The sequence below is a fragment of the Candidatus Amarolinea aalborgensis genome, from assembly GCF_900491745.1.
GTDB lineage: Bacteria > Chloroflexota > Anaerolineae > SSC4 > Amarolineaceae > Amarolinea > Amarolinea aalborgensis.
The window spans coordinates 19,568-41,604 of record NZ_UETR01000024.1 but is presented as its reverse complement, the minus strand read 5'-3'; the positions used below and the strand labels follow the sequence as shown (position 1 = coordinate 41,604).

At 61.5% G+C, this 22,037-nt stretch carries 20 protein-coding genes and 1 tRNA gene; 9 read left to right on the top strand and 12 right to left on the bottom strand.

The genetic code is table 11. The annotated features are described in order from the left end of the window. Positions 1-438: COX15/CtaA family protein (locus tag ACPQ6D_RS19095; RefSeq protein ID WP_423225945.1), on the top strand; the 438-nt coding region annotated here is incomplete at its 5' end. Between the two features lie 82 nt (positions 439-520). Here ACPQ6D_RS19095 and ACPQ6D_RS19090 read toward each other — a convergent pair. The 9 genes from ACPQ6D_RS19090 to ACPQ6D_RS19050 all read right to left on the bottom strand — a co-directional run bounded on the left by ACPQ6D_RS19090 (position 521) and on the right by ACPQ6D_RS19050 (position 9,166). Continuing rightward, positions 521-1,996, bottom strand: a complete 1,476-nt coding sequence (locus tag ACPQ6D_RS19090) for a glycosyltransferase family 39 protein (RefSeq protein ID WP_423225944.1) — start codon at positions 1,994-1,996, stop codon at positions 521-523. Between the two features lie 61 nt (positions 1,997-2,057). Then, positions 2,058-3,080, bottom strand: coding sequence for a dTDP-glucose 4,6-dehydratase (gene rfbB, locus ACPQ6D_RS19085; RefSeq protein WP_423225943.1), 1,023 nt, complete (start codon positions 3,078-3,080; stop codon positions 2,058-2,060). Between the two features lie 26 nt (positions 3,081-3,106). After that, on the bottom strand, positions 3,107-4,180 hold the full coding sequence (locus ACPQ6D_RS19080) for a glucose-1-phosphate thymidylyltransferase (RefSeq protein ID WP_423225942.1): 1,074 nt from the start codon (positions 4,178-4,180) through the stop codon (positions 3,107-3,109). Between the two features lie 50 nt (positions 4,181-4,230). Further along, positions 4,231-4,893 carry a CpsD/CapB family tyrosine-protein kinase gene (locus tag ACPQ6D_RS19075; RefSeq protein WP_423225941.1) on the bottom strand — a complete coding sequence of 221 codons (663 nt, stop codon included), beginning with the start codon at positions 4,891-4,893 and terminating at the stop codon, positions 4,231-4,233. A 26-nt stretch (positions 4,894-4,919) separates the two neighbouring features. Further along, positions 4,920-5,579 carry a YveK family protein gene (locus ACPQ6D_RS19070; RefSeq protein WP_423225940.1) on the bottom strand — a complete coding sequence of 220 codons (660 nt, stop codon included), beginning with the start codon at positions 5,577-5,579 and terminating at the stop codon, positions 4,920-4,922. A 104-nt stretch (positions 5,580-5,683) separates the two neighbouring features. Next, on the bottom strand, positions 5,684-6,388 hold the full coding sequence (locus ACPQ6D_RS19065; protein ID WP_423225939.1) for a YveK family protein: 705 nt from the start codon (positions 6,386-6,388) through the stop codon (positions 5,684-5,686). 13 nt (positions 6,389-6,401) lie between these two features. Beyond that, complete coding sequence (locus ACPQ6D_RS19060; protein WP_423225938.1) at positions 6,402-7,568, bottom strand: glycosyltransferase; 1,167 nt, start codon at positions 7,566-7,568, stop codon at positions 6,402-6,404. Positions 7,569-7,596: 28 nt separating this feature from the next. After that, positions 7,597-8,532 carry an anti-sigma factor family protein gene (locus tag ACPQ6D_RS19055; protein ID WP_423225937.1) on the bottom strand — a complete coding sequence of 312 codons (936 nt, stop codon included), beginning with the start codon at positions 8,530-8,532 and terminating at the stop codon, positions 7,597-7,599. Positions 8,533-8,563: 31 nt separating this feature from the next. Then, positions 8,564-9,166 carry an RNA polymerase sigma factor gene (locus ACPQ6D_RS19050; protein WP_423225936.1) on the bottom strand — a complete coding sequence of 201 codons (603 nt, stop codon included), beginning with the start codon at positions 9,164-9,166 and terminating at the stop codon, positions 8,564-8,566. Positions 9,167-9,304: 138 nt separating this feature from the next. On the opposite strand from ACPQ6D_RS19050, the gene ACPQ6D_RS19045 reads away from it, so the two are divergent. The 4 genes from ACPQ6D_RS19045 (at position 9,305) to ACPQ6D_RS19030 (ending at position 14,955) form a co-directional block, all read left to right on the top strand. Continuing rightward, positions 9,305-9,390: transfer RNA gene (locus ACPQ6D_RS19045), tRNA-Leu, on the top strand. A 166-nt stretch (positions 9,391-9,556) separates the two neighbouring features. After that, positions 9,557-10,525 carry a hypothetical protein gene (locus tag ACPQ6D_RS19040; RefSeq protein WP_423225935.1) on the top strand — a complete coding sequence of 323 codons (969 nt, stop codon included), beginning with the start codon at positions 9,557-9,559 and terminating at the stop codon, positions 10,523-10,525. 48 nt (positions 10,526-10,573) lie between these two features. Beyond that, entirely contained in the window at positions 10,574-13,276 is a 2,703-nt protein-coding gene (locus ACPQ6D_RS19035) for a cyclic nucleotide-binding domain-containing protein (protein WP_423225934.1), read from the top strand. A gap of 161 nt (positions 13,277-13,437) precedes the next feature. Further along, a complete protein-coding gene (locus ACPQ6D_RS19030) occupies positions 13,438-14,955 on the top strand; it encodes a phytoene desaturase family protein (RefSeq protein WP_423225933.1) in 1,518 nt (505 codons plus the stop codon). 77 nt (positions 14,956-15,032) lie between these two features. Here ACPQ6D_RS19030 and ACPQ6D_RS19025 read toward each other — a convergent pair whose 3' ends face one another. Genes ACPQ6D_RS19025 through gatB form a run of 3 tightly spaced genes read right to left on the bottom strand, consistent with a single transcriptional unit; the run spans position 15,033 to position 17,411 of the window. After that, complete coding sequence (locus ACPQ6D_RS19025) at positions 15,033-15,545, bottom strand: nitroreductase family deazaflavin-dependent oxidoreductase (protein ID WP_423225932.1); 513 nt, start codon at positions 15,543-15,545, stop codon at positions 15,033-15,035. Then, on the bottom strand, positions 15,542-15,922 hold the full coding sequence (locus tag ACPQ6D_RS19020) for a RidA family protein (RefSeq protein ID WP_423225931.1): 381 nt from the start codon (positions 15,920-15,922) through the stop codon (positions 15,542-15,544). The genes ACPQ6D_RS19025 and ACPQ6D_RS19020 overlap by 4 nt, the downstream gene beginning before the upstream one ends. Before the next feature lie 25 nt (positions 15,923-15,947). Beyond that, a complete protein-coding gene (gene gatB, locus ACPQ6D_RS19015; protein ID WP_423225930.1) occupies positions 15,948-17,411 on the bottom strand; it encodes an Asp-tRNA(Asn)/Glu-tRNA(Gln) amidotransferase subunit GatB in 1,464 nt (487 codons plus the stop codon). 279 nt (positions 17,412-17,690) lie between these two features. Here gatB and ACPQ6D_RS19010 point away from each other — a divergent pair, with 279 nt between their 5' ends. From ACPQ6D_RS19010 to ACPQ6D_RS18995, 4 genes are all read left to right on the top strand, one after another. Further along, entirely contained in the window at positions 17,691-18,773 is a 1,083-nt protein-coding gene (locus ACPQ6D_RS19010; protein WP_423225929.1) for an isocitrate/isopropylmalate family dehydrogenase, read from the top strand. Between the two features lie 33 nt (positions 18,774-18,806). Then, positions 18,807-20,177 carry an AI-2E family transporter gene (locus ACPQ6D_RS19005; protein WP_423225928.1) on the top strand — a complete coding sequence of 457 codons (1,371 nt, stop codon included), beginning with the start codon at positions 18,807-18,809 and terminating at the stop codon, positions 20,175-20,177. Between the two features lie 28 nt (positions 20,178-20,205). After that, positions 20,206-20,979, top strand: coding sequence for a peptidoglycan DD-metalloendopeptidase family protein (locus tag ACPQ6D_RS19000; RefSeq protein ID WP_423225927.1), 774 nt, complete (start codon positions 20,206-20,208; stop codon positions 20,977-20,979). 617 nt (positions 20,980-21,596) lie between these two features. Continuing rightward, positions 21,597-21,833: a hypothetical protein gene (locus ACPQ6D_RS18995; RefSeq protein WP_423225926.1), complete on the top strand. Its 237-nt coding sequence runs from the start codon at positions 21,597-21,599 to the stop codon at positions 21,831-21,833. Positions 21,834-22,037: the final 204 nt, after the last annotated feature.

The window sequence follows — 22,037 nt, the reverse complement described above, 5'->3', positions numbered from 1 at the left end:
TTGATGGCTGTCGTGCTCTTGCAGATCTCTTACGGCGGCCTGACGGCCGGGCTTAAAGCCGGCCATGCCTCCAACACCTGGCCGCTGATGGCCGGCTATCTCATCCCACCGGGGCTGCTGGCGATTGTCGAACCGTGGTGGCGCAATCTCCTGGACAGCCCAACCACTGTGCAGTTCATCCATCGCTGGCTGGCCTTTGTGGTGCTGGCGCTGGCCTTCATCGTCTACTGGCGCGCGCGTGCGGACAGCAGTCTGCGCAGCGCCCGCGCCGGCGCGCTGGTGCTGATCGCCATCGTGACGGTGCAGATCGCGCTCGGCGTCAGCGTCGTGCTCTTCAACGTGGCGCTGCCCCTGGCCCTGTTGCACCAAACGACCGCCATCGCCCTGTTCGTGGCGGCCATTTTCACCAACCACCGCCTGGCCCACGTGACCGCGTAGCCGCGCACGCGCCCATGGTCCTGCATCACCAAAAGCCGCACTTTCCGTGCGGCTTTTGCGTTGGAAATCCCTTTCCTCTGCTTCAAGGCGGCCCTGGCTGACGTTCCAAGAGCACGGGCATGACATCCGTAAACGGCATCCATCCCCGCAGGCGATAATAGGGCGTCAACAGACCCAAGCGCCAATCCAAACGAGCCTCGCCGTAGACCGTGGCGATGAGCCATACGCGTGGATAGCGGCGGGCGTAGCGGCGGATCACCGCATCGGGATCGCCTTCGAAGTTGGGAAACGTTTCCTGCGCCCATGTCGTGGGCGCCGCGCGGGCGGCATAGGCGAACGGTTGGCGCGTCGGCCCGTTGTCGAACAGAAGCAGATCGCCAGGCTGGGCATACTGCGCAATCCAGGCCACCACCGCGCGCCACTGTTCTTTATCCGGCTCCACGTAATAGCGCATCAGACCCGGCAGGCTGAGCGTCAGCGCCAGGGCGAACAGCACGCTGCGCACACGCCGCGAACGCACCTGCCGCCAGCCCGCCACCACCAACAACCAGAAAGCGGGCGCGCTGATGATGGCATTGCGGTAGGTGAAGGTGGCCGCCAGGTTAGTGAGCAGCAGAGGCACGAGCACAGGAAAGATCAGCCAAAGCCACAGTAGGCCCGCGTGGGTCAGCGCAGCCGGCGATCGCGGCGGCGCGGCGCGCGGCGCGCGCAGGGAGAAGCCCATCAAGAGGCAGCAGAGGCCGGCCAAGAGAAAGCTGCGGCCGCCAAAGCGATAGAGCAGCTCGCCGATGGTTGTCAGCGAGGACGGCGCCTGGTGCGTGACCATGCGCAGGGTCAACGCCTGCTGCTTCACCACGGCCAGCCAGGGCCAGAAGGCCAACGCCAGGACGCCAAGCAGCAGCACCCACGGCGCAAGCCAGGCCCGTTGGCGCGGTGCACGCCAAACAAGCCACGCCGTTTGCACCACGGGCAGAAAAAGACCGTAATAGTGGGTGTAGATCAGGGCCACCGTCAGCAGAAGCACACCCAGGAGATCCCACGTATTCCAGCGCGCAAGCCAGCGCACAAAGCACAGCATGGAAAGGAGGGCCAACAGCAGAAGCAGACTGAACGAGCGCGTCTCCTGTGCAAAACGGATGGGAAAATAGGCCGTTGCCATTAGAAAGGTCAGCAACAGACTCCACGATCGCTCCAGGCGCAGCGCGCGCCCCAGCGCATAGAGCGCGGGCAGCGTCAGTACGCTCGTGAGCGCAGAGAGCAGGCGCAAAGCATAGGCGCTGTCGCCTAGCCACGCGATCCAACCATGCAGCAAGAGATAGAACAGAGGCGGGTGAACATCCTGTTGGATGGCAGCCAGGGTGGCTGACCAAGGCAAAGACGCGATGTGCAGAGAAAAAGCCTCATCCAGCCAAAGGTCTTGCCAATCGAGGCGCAGAAGCCGTAGGGACGCGCCCAACAAGATGATGGCCGCGAGCAGGGCGTGGGGATGCCGGCGTACAGCCCGCTGTCCCTGGCGATTTAGAGACGCCAGGGACAGCGGGCTGAGCTTAGCGGCCATCGAACGCAAAGATGGGCAAAACCCATGTCATGACCATCATGGTGGATAGGTTGTCCCGGCGCTAGGTTCGTATCTCGCGCCCCGCATAGAGGCGCTGATAGAAGGCGCGGTAGTGTTCGCCGCTCTTGATCTTACGCCACCACCACTCATTGGCCTGATACCAGCGCACCGTTTTGACCACCGCCTCCGCGCACGTGTGACGCGGCTGCCACCCCAACGCCTTGAGTTTGCTCACATCCAGCGAGTAGCGGCGATCATGACCGGGGCGGTCGCTGACCGGCTGGATGAGGCTGTAGGGCTTACCCAGGGTGTCGAGCAGCAAGTGGGTCATGTCAATGTTGCGCAGCTCGCTGCCCGTGCCGATGTTGTAGACTTCACCAATCTGGCCGCGGCGCAAGACAGCGTCAATGCCTTCGCAGTGATCTTCGACATACTGATAATCGCGCATCTGCAAACCATCGCCGTACAAAGGCAGCGCCACATCATCCATCGCGTTGGTGACGAAGAGCGGAATGACCTTCTCTGGATACTGATAAGGGCCAATGTTGTTCGACCCGCGCGAAATCGTGACCGGCAGACCATAGGTGATATGATAGGCATTGACCATCAGGTCGGCGCTGGCCTTGCTGGCCGCGTACGGCGAGCGCGGCTCCAGCGGATCGGTTTCCTTCGACGAGCCAACCGGTACATGACCGTACACCTCATCGGTGGAAATCTGGTGGTAACGCTCCAGGTTGAAACGCCGCGCAGCCTCCAACAAGACGTAGGTGCCGTAGACATCGGTCTTGACAAAGGCGTCAGGGTTCATGATAGAGCGATCAACGTGCGACTCGGCCGCAAAATTGACAATGGTGTCAATCTGATGGTCTCGAATCGCCGCGGCGACGCTGTCGGCATCGGCAATGTCGCCCTGGACAAAGGCGTAGCGCGGGTCATCGCCCACGTCGAGTAGATTGTCCAGGTTTCCCGCATAGGTAAGCTTGTCGTACACCACGACCTTGATATCGGTGTAGTTGCGTAAGAGGTAGTGGGTGAAGTTGGCGCCGATAAAGCCTGCGCCTCCGGTAATTAAGAAGTTACGCACAATCAGCTATTCCTCGCCGCTAACGCTCACAGGATACCGAGGCGGCTGTGATCGCCCAGCGTCAACTTGAGCGCCTTGGGCTTGATGGGAGAGCGCACCACCTCGACATAGCGACCGATGAGACTGTCCTCGATACGGCTTTCGATGCCAATGATGCGGCTGTGTTCCAGGACAATGCTGTGTTCGATTTCGCTGTCCTCGACGACACAATGGTGAAAGACCGAGGTGAACGGCCCAATGTAACTGTTGATGATGCGCGTATGTTCGCCGATGATGGCGGGGCCGCGAATCACGCTGTTGATGATCTCCGCGCCGCGCTCGATTGTTACTTTGCCGCCCACCTGTGAATCGCGGTCCACATAACCAAGCATGACATGCTCAATTTCATCCAGCACGCGGCTGTTGGCTTCCAACATGTCAATGGGCTTGCCGGTGTCAATCCACCAGCCGCGGTGCACGTAGGGATGAACCTGGTGCCCATGATCCACCAACCACTGAATCGCGTCGGTGATCTCCAACTCGCCGCGCCAGGATGGATGAATACTGTTGACCGCTTCGAAGACGTGATGATCGAACATGTAGATGCCAACCAGCGCCAGGTTGGAGCGCGGGTTGCGCGGCTTCTCCACCAGGCGCACAATGTGCTGCGCCTCGTCCAGTTCGGCGACGCCGAAATGCTGCGGCTCAGCCACCGGCGTCAGCACAATCTGGCTGTTCCACGCGCTGGAGGCAAACTCACGAATCAACGGGCTGATGCCTCCTTCGATGACGTTGTCGCCCAGGAACATCACAAAGCGATCCTCGCCCAGGAACTCCTGGCTGATCTTCACCGCGTGAGCCAGGCCGAGCGGAGTCTCCTGGGGAATGAAGGTCGTCTTGACCCCCCAACGGCTGCCATTGCCCACCGCATCGCGCACCTGGCGCGCATTGTCATCAACGCCCACCACGATGCCAATATCGTGAATGCCGGCATCGCGAATGGCCTCGATCACACGAAACAACACCGGTTTATTTGCCACCGGCACGAGCTGCTTGGCGTTCGTATACGTCAGCGGGTAGAGTCGTGACCCTTTACCGCCGCTCAGGATGAGTCCTTTCACAAAACTACCTCTCTGTGACACGGCCATCGGCGCAACGGACGCCGTACGGCCTATTTATAGTACGTTTGCAGGCTGCGATCGGGCGCGGCGTTGTTCAAAACGCTGCCCACCACGCGTGCATTGACTTTGGCCAGCAGTTGGTGTGCGCGCTGCGCATGCTCGCGCCGCGTGCCGTTGGCGTTGACCACCAGCAAAACCCCATCCACCTGGGAGGCGAGAATGGCCGCATCGGTGACCACCACGATGGGCGGCGCATCAAGAAGGACCAGGTTGGCCAGCGCGCACAGCCCGGTCAGGGCGGCAGTCATGCGCTGTGAGGCCAACAGTTCGGCGGGGTTGGGCGGCAGGGGGCCTGTGGTCAACACACGGAGGCCCGGCACGCTCGTCGTCTGCAAAAAGGATGCAGGGTCGCCCTTCTCGTCGGCCAGGAGAGTAGTCAGTCCGGTCGCGTTGCTAAGGCCGAACAACTCATGTTGGCGCGGACGCCGCAAGTCCGCGTCTACCACAATCACCTGCCGGCCGGCTTGCGCCTCAACCACCGCCAGATTGGCCAGGACCGTGGATTTGCCTTCTTCTGGCCCGGCTGAAGTGATCAACATACTGCGCAGGGGGCGGTCCAGGCTGGAAAAAGTCAGATTCGTGCGCAAGCCGCGATAGGCTTCGGCAATGGGAGACCGCGGATTTTGCACCGTGACCAAGACATTCGTCATCATGTGTTCGTTTCCCTCTTGATCCTGCGTCATTCAGCCTGGGCCGGGATGGAACCGAGGACAGGTAGGCCGAGATGCTTTTCAACCGCTTGCGGTGTGCGCAAGACATCCGCCTCCAGCCACTCCAGCCAGAGGACCAAGATCGTGCCCAGAACCAGGCCAAGGACAAAGCCAGCGGCGCCATTCAGGGTGGGATTGGGCCGAAACAGCGGGGCGTCAATCACGTGGTCAATGACTTTGACCTCGATACGATCACGTTTGTCCTGTTGATTGTAATACGCGGTGCGCTCTTCCTCGAAGATGTCCGCCATGGTCAAGGCGATCTCCTTGGCGACCTCTGGGCGTTCATCCTTGGCATCAATCTGGATCGTGAAGTTGGAGGAATCAGAACTGACTTCCGTGCGATCGAGAAGGTCATACGTGGTCATATCGAGCTGTGCGCGGTCAATCACCTTCTGGGCCATATCGTGCGTGTCAATGTTGATGACAAAATTGCGCAGCAGATCTTTGGCCGTGTTGCCCAAGCCCCAATCAGGCGTACCTGGCACGACGCTCACTTTGGCGCTGGCGCGGTAGATCTTTGTCTGTGTCAGGCTGAAGCCAAACGCCGCCGCCGCCGCCAGAATCGCCAGGGCGACAATGATCCACCCGCGCTTGCGCAGAATATTCAGATAATCCTGTAATTCCATCTTTCCTCTTCGATCTCACGTCTCACGCTTCACGTCTCACGCTTCGCCCGCCGTGATTCTACCACACGAACGAAAAAGCCCAAATCCCCCACGGGCGCCTGTTGCTAACGCCGGGGAATCTCGCCGATCACCGTCAGTCCCAGGGCTTCGAGATCTGCGCGGTCGCGCACGCTGGTATCCAGGTAATCGAGGAAAAAGCACAAGGCCAGGCCGGTCAACAACGCCAGGCCCAGGCGCAGCGGCAGATCGAGCTTGTCACGCAGGCTGGGGCCAATCGCGCCGATGTGCGGGCCGTCAACCAGGATGACCGCAATCGGCGCCGCGTCAGTCTCGCGATTGAGCAGTCCGCGGTAGAAAGCAGGCAGGTCGCTCTGCATCGTCTGGCTGATGGCCTGCATGACCTGGGCCAACTCGTCGGCATTGCCGCCGCTGGCGCTGATGGTCAAGATGCGATGCAGCTTCCCGGCCTGCGTGCTGCCCTGGATGGCGCCTGGCGCTAGGGTCAAGCCGCCGGCGGCCAGGCGGCGACTGACAGCGGTTGCAAAAGCGCTGCCTTTGACAATCTCGCTCAGATCGTCAATCAGATACTCGCTCCCCAGCCAGGTATAATAACGATCGTAGGTGTACGTGTTGGCTGGGCGCGGCTCCGGCTGCATACCGACGTTGAAACGCATGGACGCTGTGAACGCAGGCGGGCGCGCGACCCAGGGACGCAGCGTCGCCAGGCTGAACGCGGCGACCAGGCCAACCAAGATGACTGGCAGCCACCAGCGGCGCAGAATGATCTTTCCATAGTGACGTAGTTCCATCGGTATGATTCCCCTAGGATGGGCCCTCGCGTCCGGGCGCTTCGTCCGGCAACGGCCGGGTTGCCTGGCGCAGGGCCGCGCGGTGCGCATCCAGTTTTTGGTTGATGATCGCGTCCAGATCACGGCAAAAGCGGTCACTGCTGAAGCGTTCCGCATGGCGCCGGATTTGGTCGGGATCAAAAGTCATGGTCTCGAAGCGGCGCACAGCCGCTGCCAGGGACTCGACGGTCGGTTCGCTAAAAAGCACCCCGGTTTTGCCATCCACCACCGTGTCCAGCGAGCCGCCGCCGGCGTAGGCGATGACAGGCCGGCCGCTGGCCTGAGCTTCGACCGGCGCAATGCCGAAATCTTCCAGGCCAGGAAAAATGAAAGCGCGACAATCCTGGAAAAGCTGCACCAGGCGCGGCCAGGACACGTGCCCCAGGAAGGTGATGGTCGGCCCGGCCAGGGCGCGCAGACTGTCGAGATCACGGCCTTCACCGTAAACGAGCAGCGGCCGCCCCAGTTGGGTGAAGGCGCGCACGGCCAGATCCACCCGTTTGTAGGGAATCAGGCGGCCGCCGGCCAGATAGTAATCACCTGGCGGCCGGCCCGAGGGGACGAAGCGTTCGGTGTCCACCGGCGGGTAGATGATGACGCTGTCGCGGCCGTAATACTTCTGAATGCGCATTTGCACGGCGCGCGAGATGGCGATGAAGTGATTCACGCGATCGGCCGCCAGGCGATCCCACACGCGCAGGTAGTTGAGCAGCGGGCGCAAAACCAGGCTGGAGAGGCGCGAAAAACCCTCCTCGCGCTGAAGATACGCGTCGAAACTCCAAATGAAGCGCGTGGGAGTCAAGCAGTAGCACAGGTGCAATGTCTCCGGGCCAGTAATGACGCCGTGACAGAAACCGCTCTTGTTGCTTAACACCAGTTCGTAGCGGCTGAGGTCGAACTGCTCGAAGGCCAGTGGATAAAGAGGCAGGTAAGCCTGGTGATGGCGAAAGACGCCGGGCAATCGCTGCATGAAGGACGTGTGAATATCCCAGGCGGCGAAGGCTGGACGCTGGCGGGCCAACGCCGACCAGTACATGCTGGTGTAGATCGGCGGGCGCGCAAATTGTTGAGCCAGCGCCTCCAACACGTTTTCGGCGCCCCCAATCTGGTTCAGCCAGTCATGAACAATGGCAACGGACACGGGAATGTTTCACTGCACTTTCTGCGGGTCAGCGGGTGGGCGACAGAGCGCGTCTCCAGGCCACAAACAAACCGCCGGTCAGCAATGCCAACAGCACCTGGGCGATGCGCAGCCAGTTCGGGCCTGGGGTGGCCGCGTTGGTCTGCGACGCTACATCCTTGGCCGCGCCATCCGTCGGGGCAGAAGCGGGCGCAACCAACTCGAGCGCCGGTGCGGTGACCGCCGGAACCGTGGTCACCAGGGGGCCAGATGCGGCCGCGGGCGGCGCTTCGGGCAGCGGCGGCGTGGCCTCCGCCTCTCCCGATGAGCCGGGCGAGGACAGCACGGCTGACGGCGTTGTCGTTGGCGTTGGCATTGCGGCCGCGGGGGGTATTTCCGACGTTGGCGTTGGCGCTGGCATCGCAGCCTCGCGGGTTTCTCCCGACGTTGGCGCTGGCGCCCCCACCGCCGCCGCGGGGGTTACTTCCCACGTTGGCGTTGGCTGCGGCGCCATGGCTTGAGCCATCACCGCGGGATGTGTGGGCGTGGTATATTCCTCCACGACCACGGTTTCCTTGAACAGCCGTGCGGCCGGCGCAGCCGCCGGAGAAATCAGGCGCGGGGCCAGGTCTCCCACCAAAAGCGCAAGGAATAACACCGCAGTCATCGCTGTGGCATTGCGCAGTAGAATCGGGTCGAACAGGGCGCGCCACCAGGGCGCGAACGCGGGTGCGGCTGCTCGCGGCGGCGCCACATCGGCTTCGCTCAAGGTAAACGAACGCGGCAAACTGACGCGCGGCAGCGCCTTGACCAGGGCCACGGTTTGCTGCAAAGAGGCCAGGCGCCAGGCCGTGTCCGCATCCTGTGCGGCTGCGCGTTCAATCTGCAAGCGCTCCTGCGGCGTCACCTCGCCATCCAGGTAAGCCGATAGCATCTCATCAGAGATAGTTGGTTGGGGTTGGCGGTCAAGATGATTGCTATTCATAGATTATCAGCGTCTGATGGCCCATCGTGAGTCATCGGCTATCAATGTCATTTTCCAGACGGTAGCGCTGGGGCAATAGTTCCGCGCGCTGCATCAGCAGATCACGCAAGCGCAGGCGGGCGCGACTGAGGCGGGATTTGACGGTGCCCAGGGGCACGTTGCAAATATCGGCTACTTCCTGGTAGGGAATGCCCTCGATATCGGCGAGGATCAAGGTGAGGCGTTGATCAGTGGGCAGCGCATTGACGCTGCGCGTAATGAAGTCGCTCAATTCCTCGCGCAGCGCATGCGCCTCCGGGCCTTCGCCGGGATGAACCAGGGCCTCGGCGTAGTCGGGGTCTTCGGCCAGGTCATCGAGCGAGCTGACGCCATGGCGGCCGCGCGCGCGCAGCCAATCATAACAGTTGTTGGTGACGATGCGCAGGAACCAGGCCTTGAACGAACCGCCTCGATACGTCTTCAACCCGCGAAAGGCTTTGATCGCGGCTTCCTGCACGGCATCCGCGGCCGCGTCCGTATCATCCAGCATGCGGTAGGCCACATGGTAAGCCAGCGCCTGGTACTGTTGAATCAGTTGATTGAAAGCACGCAGTTCGCCGCGCGCGGCGGCTGCAATCAAGGCTTGTTCATTCATACATGGTTGATCGGGTCACGACCAGCATCATTTTGACCGCCGGCGCCATCGGGTATTTTTGTCTACTTGACGAAACCCTCATCTTGCACTATACTGCTCAATGTTATGCAGCGTATTCGTAGACCGCTGCCGCAAACAGCCGAAGTGGCGGAATAGGCAGACGCGACGGTCTCAAAAACCGTTGAGGTGCGAGCCTCGTGTGGGTTCGAGTCCCACCTTCGGCATCAGATTATACCAGGTCTTTACGAAAGACGCTAAACCTTTTTGGAGGACTGAAGGGGCTGGCCCGGCTCCGGTGCGGTGTAGTTTCCCACCAGACCAAGCGGCCCTTTATTTTTTATGGACTTTAGACAGCGACATTGGACCCAGTTGATTCCATTGACAATGTCCATGCTCGTAGTCATGACCTTGCTGTTGACCGGATGCGCGCTGCCGCAGATCGCCCCCAATGCCGGCAATCTCAGTCTCGACGACAAAGAGGCGCGTGCGGTGCAGATTGCCCAAGATTTCCTGGCTGATGACAACCTGGGAAAAGCGAAGGCGAGTCTGGCCGAGTTGAATCTCCCCAATAGCGCGCAATGGGTTTCGCTCGTGGCTGAGAAGTACATCAGCGAACAGCGCGATCGGCAGCAGACTCGCGCCCTGGCCTTGTTGGCCGAAGCGCTGGGCAGCAGCAACGCGCGCGTGGCGCTCTTCATTGCCACCCCCACACCGACCAACTCACCGACGCCGCTGCCAACGGCCACGCCAACGCCGCCGCCCACGCCAACCCCCACAGAGACGGCCACGGCGACCCCCTTACCAACCGAAACCCCAACCGCCGCTCCCACCGCCACAAAAGCGCCGCCAAAACCGACGCAGGTCAGAGCGACATCCACGCCGCGGCCACCCACGGCGACGCCGCGGCCAGCCGTGGATTACCGGGTGGTCAAAGCGCGCTTATTGACCAAAGACGAAAATCATGGCTGCGAAGGCAACCATAACTTTTTCTTCCAGGTGCTTGACGCGAATGGGGCGCCCGTCAATGGCGCCGTGGTCCTGCGCGTCTATTCGGGTGAAACCAGCATCTCGGGCAGTAAAGATTCGCCCTGGGCGCTCGGTACGCCGAATCAGGGCTGGGGACAATTCGACATCTACAAGAACGGCGATCAGCTCAGAGTCATCGCCGACCCAAATAAGGGCGATGTCGTCAGTGAAACCACGCGTGCCATGAGTGTACGCGACGAGGACATTCCTATTCCAGAATTGATGGGCGCCGGCTATTGCAGTTCCGATACGGAATGTGCGCAGTTGGTGGCAGAGAACCGCCTGTGCCGCTTCCATTACTCGTATGAAGTGGTTTTTCAACGCACATGGTAATGGGAGACCTGATTCACGACGGGAGGTAGTAATCGCGTGAAACAAGACTTGATACGTAGCGCCCCGCTTTTTGCCGATCTGACGACGGCAGAGCAGGACGCCATTAGCGAACGGTTGACCAGCGCGCAGTTTGGGCGTGGCGCGCCGATTTTCCAACTGGGAGACCCCGCCGAGACGCTGTATATCATCCAGAGCGGATGGGTGCGCCTGTCCGCGCCCGATGTCAGCGTGCTGGCCAATCTCGGGCCTGGCAGCGTCTTTGGTGAGGGCGATTTGTTCCTGGGGCGCGCCCGCAACACCGCGGCGCTGGCCGTGGCCAATGTCGAGGCCTTCGTGCTCAAGGGCAAAGACCTGAACGCCTTGATCGAGCGCAACCCGCCCATGGGTGTGCGCCTCAGCCAGGCGTTCGGCGGCAGCCTGGTGCAGATGGAGAGTTACCTGGCCCGACGCCTGAGCGAGATTCCCGGCTTTGGCGACCTGCGCGCCGAGCAGCTGACCCAGGTGGCGCGTCACCTGCAGCCGCAAAATGTGGCGCAGGGGCGCAGCGTTTTCCGGCGCGGCGAGAAGAGCCAGGGCGTCTATATCGTCGAACAGGGCGCTTTGCAGGTGGGCAACGGCGACCACTTCGTGGAGTTGGCGCCAGGACAGACCGTCGGCGAGATGGCGCTGCTGTCCGATAAGCCGCACATGGAGGATGCCCGCGCCGTCGAAGATACGCTGCTGTGGGTCTTGCCTCGCAACGACTTTGCCGCGCTGACCTCTGTGATGCCTGAACTGCGCACCGTGCTCAGTCGGAATCTGCGCAGCACCCTCTCCACGGCCGACCAATCCAACGCCGTCAATCAACTGCGCACCATGCCCCTGTTCGCCGGCGTCCCAGACGATGTCCTGCGCGCCGTGGCGCGTCGCATGCTGCTTCAGCACGTGCCCGCGCGCGAGATTGTGTTCCGGCAAGGCAGCGTGGGCGAAGCCCTCTACCTGGTGGAAAACGGCGACATTGAACTCAACGCGTCCCTGGACAGCCCAGATGATGTCCTGGCGCGCGTCGGCCCGGGCAGTTTCTTTGGCGAAATGTCGCTGCTCACCGGGCGACCGAGCGCGGTCAATGCCCGCGCGGTGAACGATGTCAACTTGTGGGTTCTCTACCGCAAGGACTTCGAAGAACTCATGGGGCAATACCCGGCCCTGAGCATGGCCATCAGCCGCGCCCTGGCCGCACGCCTGGCGGATGCTGACGAGCGCTTCGTGGACCGCCATCTCAAACGGGTGCCGCTGTTTGCTGGCCTAAGCAGCCAACAGCTCGATGATGTGGCTGGCCGGCTGACGCCGGAACGGTTCCGTCGCGGCGAGGCGATCTTTGTCCAAAACGAATTGGGCAACACGCTGTACTTGATCGAAACCGGGCGCGTGAGCCTGACCACGGTGGACGGCGGCCAAGAGTATGAATTGTCAACGCTGCACAGCGGCGATTTCTTTGGCGAGCGCTCGCTGCTCACCGAGGAGCCCCATACGACCACCGCCGTCGCGCAGACCGATGTGGACCTGTGGGCTTTGGCCCGCGAAGACTTCGAATCCCTGGTGCAGCGTTACCCAAGCCTGGCCCTGAACATCAGCCGCACCTTGTCGCGGCGCCTACATTCATCCGAAAACCGGACGCAGCAGGCGCGCCAGGCGCAGACCACGGTCACTGCGCCCATGCCGGTCGCCGTCCCACGCGCCGCGCCAGCGCCGCGGCCATCTGCGCCCATGCCGGCGGCGCCCAGCCGCCGCCCCGCGCCGGCCATGGCCATGGCCGCGGCGACAACCGCGCCAGCGCCCGGCGGTCTTTTCGGCGCCATCTGGAACTTGGGGCAATCGGCCAATAACCTGTCCATCTGGTTCCAGTCACGCACCCTGGGCACGAAGCTGCGCCTGGTTGCCCTCGTCCTGCTCTTCATCTGGTTGTGCGGCATTGCGGCCCCGCTTAGCCTCTTCAGCGCCATCAGCCAGCGCAGCTCCAGCCTGGAGCCGCGCAACCTGGTTGCCTTGACACAGAAGAGCCTGCGTGGTTCGGTCGGTTCCGCCGTCCCGGGGTTGGCTGCCAAGAGCGGCCAGGCCATCGCCCTGGCGCCGGTGCTCACCGCCATTCCTGCGACGCCCACCTGGACGCCCGCGCCCACCGAGACGCCCATTCCGACGGAAACGCCGCTGCCGACCGCGACGCCCACCGAGACGCCCATTCCAACGGAAACGCCGCTGCCGACCGCCACGCCAACTGATACGCCGCGTCCAACGGCCACCCCGCGTCCTGTGCAAGCCGCGGCGCGTGCAGCCCCGGCCGCCGCGGCCCAGCTCAAGTCGGCTGCGCCAGCCGCGGCGCCCCAATCGGGCAATCAGTACGTCTTGAAGGAAATGCGCCGCCTGACGCCGTGCGAAAATAAGGGAAACCACAACATCTTCGGCCTGGTGATTGATGCAGCCGGCAACCCCATTGACGGCATCACGTTCGTGCAGACGCCGGGCGATAACCCTGGCGAGATTCTGGACAAGAACGTCAGCGGCTCCAAGGGGCCGGGCAAGTTCGAGTTCGTCATGTGGAAGGGCGCGCAGTATGCCGTCTTTGCCACCAACGACGGGCAAAGCCCCAGCGGCAGCGACATCGCTCGCCCGCTGCACTCCAACTTTACCGACGAAGCCGAATGCGCCCCTGGCGAAGGCGGCAACACTCTGTTCCATAACTCCTTCGCGGTCGTGTTTGTGAAGACACGCTAACCGCATCGTCTCGCGGCTCTGATGTACACAAAACGGTCAAGGATGTACTCCTTGACCGTTTTTCTTATGCCATCCTTCCTGTTTGCTTCCTGCGCTGCGTCATACACAACGCGCGGCGCATCAGTCATCATGTGGATTTGTTGGCTCAGGAGGGTTATCAAATGTCCAAATCTATCATCATCATCGGGGCGGGCATTGCCGGACTGGCGGCCGGCTGCTATGGGCAGATGAACGGCTACCGCACACAGATTTTTGAATTGCACGATCTTCCCGGCGGCCTCTGCACGGCTTGGGAGCGCCGGGACTACATCTTCGACGGCTGCATCCACTATCTTTTTGGCACGGCGCCCGGTCAGCCCTTTGCCCGCGTGTGGGAAGAATTGGGCGCACTGCGTGATCGGCCGATCATTCATCACGCCGAGATGATGCGCATCCGGGACAGCCGCGGCAAGACCTTCATTGTCTATGCGGACCCTGACCGCCTGGAAGCGCACATGAAGGATCTGGCGCCGGCCGACGCCGGATTGATCGAAGATTTTGCGCAGGGCGTACGCCAGTTCGCTCATTTTGACATGGCCGCCATGCAAGAAAAGCCGCGTGGGCTGTTGAGCGCACGGGAGTGGGCGCACCTGGGACAGAAGATGCTGCCTTACGCGCTCCCGCTGGCGCGATGGGGCGCGATGTCGGCCAAAGGCTTTGCCGAGCGTTTCAGCGACCCCTTCCTCCGCCGCGCCATTCCGCAGATGTTCGCCTGGGAAGACTGCCCGGTCATGGCCGGACAATCCATGCTGGCCTACATGCACCAGGGCAACGCCGGCTTTCCGGCCGGCGCCTCATTGGCCTTTGCGCGCGCCATCGAGAAGCGCTACCTGGAGTTGGGCGGCGAGATTCACTACAAGGCCCAGGTGGAACGCATCCTGGTGGAGGATGACCGCGCCGTGGGCGTGCGCCTGTACAATGACGAAGAGCATCGCGCCGACTATGTCGTTTCCGCGGCCGATGGCAAGGGCACGGTCGTTGACATGCTGGATAATCGTTTCACCTCGCGCGAGCTGCAGGCGCGTTTCGACGGACGCCTGCCGGTGCACACGCAGCTGCAGGTTTCGCTCGGCGTCCGTCGCGACCTGAGCGCAGAGCCGCATTGGGTGATGTACTTGCTGGACCAGCCCGTCATGATTGCCGGTGAACTGCGCACGGCGATTGGCGTCAAGAACTACTGCTTCGATCCTTCCCTGGCGCCGGCCGGCAAATCGGTCGTGGAGGTGATGCTGGCGAGCGATTACCATTACTGGCAGCGCATCTACGGCCGCAAGCTGTATGACACAGAGCAAATCCAGGTCGCGGACCAGGTCATTGATTTTCTGGAGACGCTCTATCCTGGCATCAAGGCGCAGGTCGAAGTAACCGATGTGGCGACGCCGCTGAGTTATGAGCGCTACACTGGCAATTGGATGGGCGCGACTTGTGGTTGGCTGCTGACCACTGGCACCATGATGTGGATGATTCAGGGCGTGGACAAAACGCTGCCCGGTTTGAAGAATCTCTACCTGGCTGGGCACTGGGTTGAGCCTGGCGGCACGGTGCCGATTGCCGCCATGTCGGGGCGCAACGCAATCCAGCTCATCTGTCACGAGGACAAGCGGACCTTTACGGCAAGCGCCGCCGCGAGCGCGGGGTAATACTGCCGCGGTTATTTACTGAACAAGTTCAGGAGTCCCGAACCCGGTCCGGACTCCCGAACTTGTTCGGGTGTTGATTAATCCGTTGTCGGTGTCAGCACGATCACAGGAATGGGACGGCCGCCGGTGCGCGACTTGTAGGCGTGATAGCCAGGGTAGAGCTTGACCGCGGCGTTCCAGTAGGCCTCACGCTCGTCGTCCTGGGCTTCGCGAGCCACGTAGGATCGTTCCTGTCCGCGCAGCAAGACGCGAACCTGCGGATGGGCGCGCAGATTGAAATACCAGGCCGGATAGTGCGCCTGACCGAAGTTCGAGGCAAAGACCACCAGGCGGTCGCCATCTTCGAGGGCTACGAGCGGCGCCGTGCGCGGCTGACCGCTCTTGGCGCCCGTGGTCGTCAGCGCGATGATGGGCAAACCAGCCAGCAGACTCGTGAAGGACGTGCGTCCCCGCGTCCAGCGCAGGATCGGGCGGTCCAGGCGGTGCATCAGCCGGGCAAACAGCCAGGAACCTGGCCGCGACCAGGCCAGGGGAAAGAACAAGCGCCGCCAGCCGCTGGGCGAGCGCACGTTGGTGGGGCCTGTGGTCATTCTACCAGGGCCACGACTTCAATCTCGACGCGCCCGCCCGCTGGCAGCGCGCCTGCCTGGACGGTTGAGCGCGCGGGCGGGTTGGACGCAAAGAAGCGCGCGTACACGGCGTTGAAAGCCTTGAAGTCATTGATGTCGGCCAGGAAACAGGTGGTTTTGATCACGTTTTCCAGGCGACTGCCGGCAGCCTCCAAGATGGCAGCCAGGTTCTTGAGCGCCTGCTCGGTCTGCGCTTCCAGTCCATCCACCAGCTTACCGGTCGTTGGGTCCAGTCCCAACTGCCCGGCCGTGAAGACCAGGTTTCCCACTTTGATGCCTTGCGAGTAAGGGCCAAGCGCGGCCGGCGCGTGCGGGGTGGCGATGATTTCTTTGGGCATACAAATTCACTCCGTATCGAAAAGTCTAGGCAGACAGGGCTTCTTCCAACAATTGACGCGCCACCGCTTGATTCGCTTTGCCGCGCGTGGCCTTCATCACCTGGCCGATCAAGAAATTGAGCAGGTTGAGATTGCCGGCCTGGTATTTCGCAGCCTCGACCGGATTGGCGGCAATGACTTCACGCACGATCGCGGATAGGGCGTCGGCGTCGCTGACCTGCGCCAGGCCAGCCGCCTCGACAATCGCCGCGGCCGGCCGGCCGGTTTCTACCATCGTCGTCAGCACGCGCTGGCCGGTGTTGCGGTTGATCACGCCGCGGTCAATGAGGGCCAGCAGCGCGGCCAGGTCGCTGGGCGTCACCTTGAGCGCGCCGACATCTTGATTGGCGTTGTACATGGCGCTGAAAAGCGGGCCGGTAATCCAGTTGCAGACCTCGCGGCCAGCGCCGCCATAGGCCGCAGCGGCAGCCTCGAAGTAATCAGCCACGGCCTGATCCGCAACGAGAGTCGCCGCCTCGCTGACGTTGAGTCCATACTGCGTCACGAAGCGCGCCTGCTTCGCGTCGGGCAGTTCGGGCAGGGTCGCGCGCAGTCGCTCCACCAGGGCCTGCGCAATGCGCAGGGGCGGCAGGTCCGGCTCCGGAAAATAGCGATAATCATGGGCCGATTCCTTACTGCGCTGGACAAACGTGCGCCCCTCTGCCTCATTCCACCCCAGCGTCACTTGCTGAATCGTGCCGCCGCGCTCGATGGTCTCGATGTGGCGCTTGACTTCATACTCCACGGCGCCGCGCACCGCGCGGAAGGAGTTCAAGTTCTTGATCTCCACCTTGACGCCGTACTCGCCCTGGGCGGCCTGCTGCCACGTGCGCACCGAAACATTGGCCTCGCAGCGCATGGCGCCCTTCTCCATGTCGCCGCTGCTGGCGCCGATGTAACGCAGAATGGTGCGCAGCTTGGTCAGGTAGTCATAGGCCTCTTGCGCGCTGTTGAGATCCGCCTCGGTCACAATTTCCAGCAGCGGCACGCCCGACCGATTGTAATCGAGCAGGCTATACGCGACGCCATTCTGGCTCATGTGAATGGACTTGCCCGTGTCTTCTTCCAGGTGCGCGCGGCGCAGTCGTATCACCTTGGGCTGCCCATCATCGCCGGTGATCGTGAGCGTGCCCCCGACGCACAGCGGCAGTTCGTACTGGCTGATTTGATAGCCTTTGGGCAAATCTGGATAGTTGTAATTCTTGCGCGCAAAAACGGCCGTCGCGGCAATGTCCGCGTTGAGGGCCAGGCCAGTGCGAATGGTTTGCTCAACCGCGCGCTGGTTGATGACCGGCAGTACGCCAGGCATTCCCAGGCAAACTGGGCAAACGTGTGAATTGGGCGGCGCGCCAAAGATGTTCGCATCACAGCCGCAGAACATCTTGGAGGCCGTCTGCAATTGGGCGTGGACTTCCATGCCGATGACAACTTGATACTGGGTCATGGTCAACTCGTTGCAAAGTATGGCGCCACGAAGACAAGCTCCGGCGCGTACCGTGTTTGGTTGCCCGCATTATACCACTGCGCAAGGCAGAGTGAAAAAGCAGGAATTGGCCGAAGGTTTGATAGCTTGACACCAGGTGCATGTTAGGTTAAAGTTAGCCAGTCTAGACTGAACTCCGGCGTGCGCAGGCATCATAGCCCCCGGCGCACCCGTGAGCGGCCCGTCATAATCGTCCCCGGCGATGGCGTAGGCGCACAACCCAGCGTATAAGAGAGGTCCATACGCATGATTCAGCCGCAAACTATTGTTGTTCTGCAGGGAGACCAGACGGGGCAGGAATTGCTTGACCAAGCGTTGCGTGTGCTTGAACCGACCGTAACTGGCGTGCCCCTGGCATTTCAAACCTTCGATCTCAGCCTGGACCAGCGCCGACGCACGCGCAACCAGGTGGTGCTCGATGCTGCGGCGGCCATGCGCCGCACGGGACTGGCGATCAAAGCCGCGACTATCACGCCGGAAACGCCCGGTGATGTTGGCAGCCCCAACGCCATCCTGCGCCAGCAGATCAACGGCACGGTGATTATTCGCACAGGCCGACGTATTCCCGGCGTCGCCCCGGTCAGCGGGTTGTATGCGCCCATCTCCGTGGTGCGCATGGCCGTGGATGACGCCTACGGCGCCAAAGAATGGCGCGAGGTCAGCGCGGACGGCGATGAGATAGCGTTTCGCACCGAAAAGATCAGCCGCCGGGTCTGCCGGGCTGTGACCGAAATCGCCTTTCAACTGGCGCGCAAGAATCGCGCGACCGTCTTTGGCGGACCGAAATTCACCGTGAGCCCCGTGTATGAAGGCATGTTCAAGGAAGAAATGGACGCCGCCGCGCGCCGTTATGGCGACGTGCGTTACGATCCGCAGCTGATTGATGCCACATATGCCCTGCTGCTGACCACCAGCGGCGATCCGCTGGTCATTCCCACGCTGAATCGCGACGGCGACTGCATGTCTGACCTGGTACTGCAAATGTTCGGCTCCATTGCCGGCTCTGAGTCGCTGCTGTTGGCAGTGGACGCCAACTACGAGCCGCAAGTCGTCATGGCCGAAGCGCCGCATGGCACCGCGCCGTCCCTCTTTGGCAAGAATGTGGCGAATCCGATGGCGATGATCCTGGCGTCCGCCGCCCTCCTGCGCTATGTGCGCAGCGCAGCGGCCACAACTGCTGCGCGGGCGATCAGCGAGGCGACGCTCGAAGCGGTTTACGATGGCGTGCGCACGGCCGATCTACGCGGCACAGCCAGCACGTCTGATTTTACCAACGAAGTCATTCGACGCGTGCAAACCAAGCTGGCTGTTTGGTCAACGCTCGAATAGGCGCGCTGGGGACCACCGGACAGGATGTTATCTATGAATGAGGAAAACCCAAAGCCCGGCGATTTCGCTGAGAATGTCGCAGCGAGCGCTCCGCTCACGCGCTGGGATCGCAGTATGAAGCGCAATGTGGCGATCGGCATGCTCTTGGGCGGCCTGCTTTTACTCTACCTGAGTCGGGCCATTATTCCCACCGTGGTGTTGGCGGCCATCCTGGCCTACCTGATCCAGCCGCTGGTCAACCGATTCACCCGCTTGCGCCTGCCGCGCGGCCTGGTGACCGGCTTGGTCTACCTGTTTGTCATCCTCTTGCTGATTCTCATCCCGATCATCCTCATCCCGGTTCTGATTGACCAGATCGGCAACATCCAGATTCCGTGGGATGAGCTGTACACCCGGTTCCTGACCTGGGTGGCGAGCATCCCGCAGTCATACCCATCGTTGCGCTTGTTTGGCTTTCAGTTGGACTTGACGCCGTGGTACGAGCAGATCAGCAGCGGGGTCGCGCAATTCCAGATTGATCAACTGCTCAGCCCGGCGACGGTGATCAACTATGTCAGCCAGGCTTTACGCTCCGCGTCCACGGTGGTGGGGGTAGCCACAGGCGTGGCCTCCAACGTCGTGATCGGCATCTTCACCTCTCTGTTGGCTTTTCTGCTGACGCTGCTCTATTCGTTCTATATGGTCAAAGACGCGCCGCTGATGCGTGCGTGGGTCGAGGGGCTGTTCCCTACCTCCTATCAACCGGAGATGCAAGAACTGCTGCAGCGCGTGGGGCGCATCTGGGAATCGTTCTTTCGCGGCCAGCTGGTCCTTTGTCTGACCATCGGCGTGGTGACGACCCTGGCCTTGACCATCATCGGTATGCCGGGCGCGGTGCTGCTCGGACTGGTCGCCGGCCTCTTGGAAGTGATCCCGAATCTTGGCCCTATCATTTCCTTGATCCCCGCCCTGCTGGTGGCTCTCTTCCAGGGTTCCACATCGCTGCAGATTTCCAACCTGTCGTTTGGGCTGTTGACGATTGGCGTCTATACCCTGATTCAGCAGCTTGAGAATAACCTGCTGGTGCCTCGCATCATTGGCCAAAGCGTCAACCTGCACCCGTTGGTGATCCTCATCGGCGTCATCGTGGGCGCCAGCCAGGCCGGCGTTATGGGCGCATTCTTGGCGGCGCCGGTGCTCTCGACCCTGCGCGTGGTGGCCGGTTACATGCATGCCAAGCTGCTCGATTTGCCGCCCTTCTCCGCGCAAGAACAAGCGGGGGCGGCGGCGCAGCGATCCTGGCGCGAACGGCTGACGCAAGCCTGGCGTCGGTTTGCATCGCGGCCGACCCCGGCCAAGAAAACCACACCATCCGTCGCCGATGCGGCGACCCCGTCGTCCTCGGACGCGATGGATCAGACCTGAAACAAACGCACGCGCGGCAGGAGACCTCATGCCCATTCGTTTACCCTTCAATGGCACGTTTCCCATGAGCCAGCGGTTTGGCGGCAACCCGGCCTTCTATGGGCAGTTTTCGTACGACGGCGTGCCCTTGAAAGGCCATAACGGCCTCGATTATTCCATGCCCAATGGCACCGAGATTGTAGCAGTGGACGATGGCGATGTCATGGAAATCGGCTTCGAAGCCAATGGTTTTGGCAACTACGTCAAACTGCGGCACCGTTGGGGAGAGAGCCTGTACGCGCACCTGGAGAGCAAGAAGGTCAAAGAGGCGGACACCGTCAAATCAGGTGATGTCATCGGCGCCTCAGACAACACCGGCGCTTCCACGGGTCCGCATCTGCACTTTGGGATCCGCATCAACCCCTACTCGCGCAAGGATGGTTGGGGCGGGTTCAGCGACCCACAGCCGTACCTCACCGGCGCCCTCTCGCTGCCCGGCGAACAATCGGCGCAGGGATGCCTGAGCGTGGTGATGCCTGGCGATGCGCAGCCGCTGGGCTGGTATCGAACGGCCTGGGCCGATGAAAAACAGCAGCGTGAGCAGCTGGCGCGCCGCGCCGCTTCGCTGCAGCAGCAGTTCGATATGGAACGCGCAGACCTGCGCGAGCAGGCTGATCTGTGGCGCACCCAGGTCGCGCTCCTGGTCAAGGAATACACGGGCAGCCAACCCACGACCGATCCCATCATGGCCCTGCGCGAACTGGTCAAGCAGCTCAAAGCCAAAATTGACCCCACCGATCCCGCGAACTGGGACAGGCCATAGCCGCTATGCTTCTGCCTGGCCGCTTGCACAAACTGTGTTGCTGACGCAAAGCGTGTTTGGGATAATCAGCCCATTCTGTGGATAACTCTGGGGAAAACCTGGCGCGACGCCGTGGATTTTGTGGATAAGTAGCTCCTTTTCCCAACCTTATCCCAAACCCAACCACCCCTAGATAGGCGTCACGCGGGTGCGACGAACCACTACATCTAGTGTTTGACGGATTGTACGCTGGTTGCACCACGCGCCAACCGTCGGATTCTTCCCGTCCGTTATCCCGCTTGAATCCACAATCTGTCCAGATCGGCCCCAAGTGCTGAACCACAAGATGTAGTAGAGGCGGATGCAGGCATCCCCAAGCCCTTGTGGTCAAGATGGCGGTGAGGTTGGTTTATCCACAAATCCACAGCCCCTACTACTACAACTAATCTATCATCATCTATGAGACGAATGACGACCTAAGTTCTGCGCACGCATTCGATTGACCAAAACAGAGGCAAGAGGTATACTAACCAATGTACGGAAATGCCCAACCGGAGGAAGTCGAATTATGGACGAGGACCCCAAGCTCCTTGTTAGCATCCGACTCGAACAGGGTTAAGAAAACGGAGGAGTGTCACATGACGGACCAGACTTCGCAACCCGTGATCATCAATTCCCGAGATCTCGCCAGCTTACTCGAACCGCTGATCCGCAGAGTTGTGCGGGAAGAATTGGCGCAGGTGATTTCCCGACGGCCTGGCATCTTCTACCTTGCGCCAGACTCTCCGCTGCACGATGACATGGTTGAAATCCTGAATCGTAAGATACAGGGGGAGATCAGGTTGTATTCACAGACGGAGATTTGGGGTGAGTGACTACGGTGCGGTTTATGAAGAGCAGTTCTCCCGCAACCTGCGCCGATATGCCGCACTGCGAACCCAAGTCAAACGCCGTGTAGATCGAGTAGTAGCCAATAACGCGATTTTGGACGTAGCCTGCCGTCCGCTGCTTGAATCAGGTCAACAGAATTCACGGGGCTATTGACGGTTCTCGCTCACCTCTGGTGCATGGGCCGATTC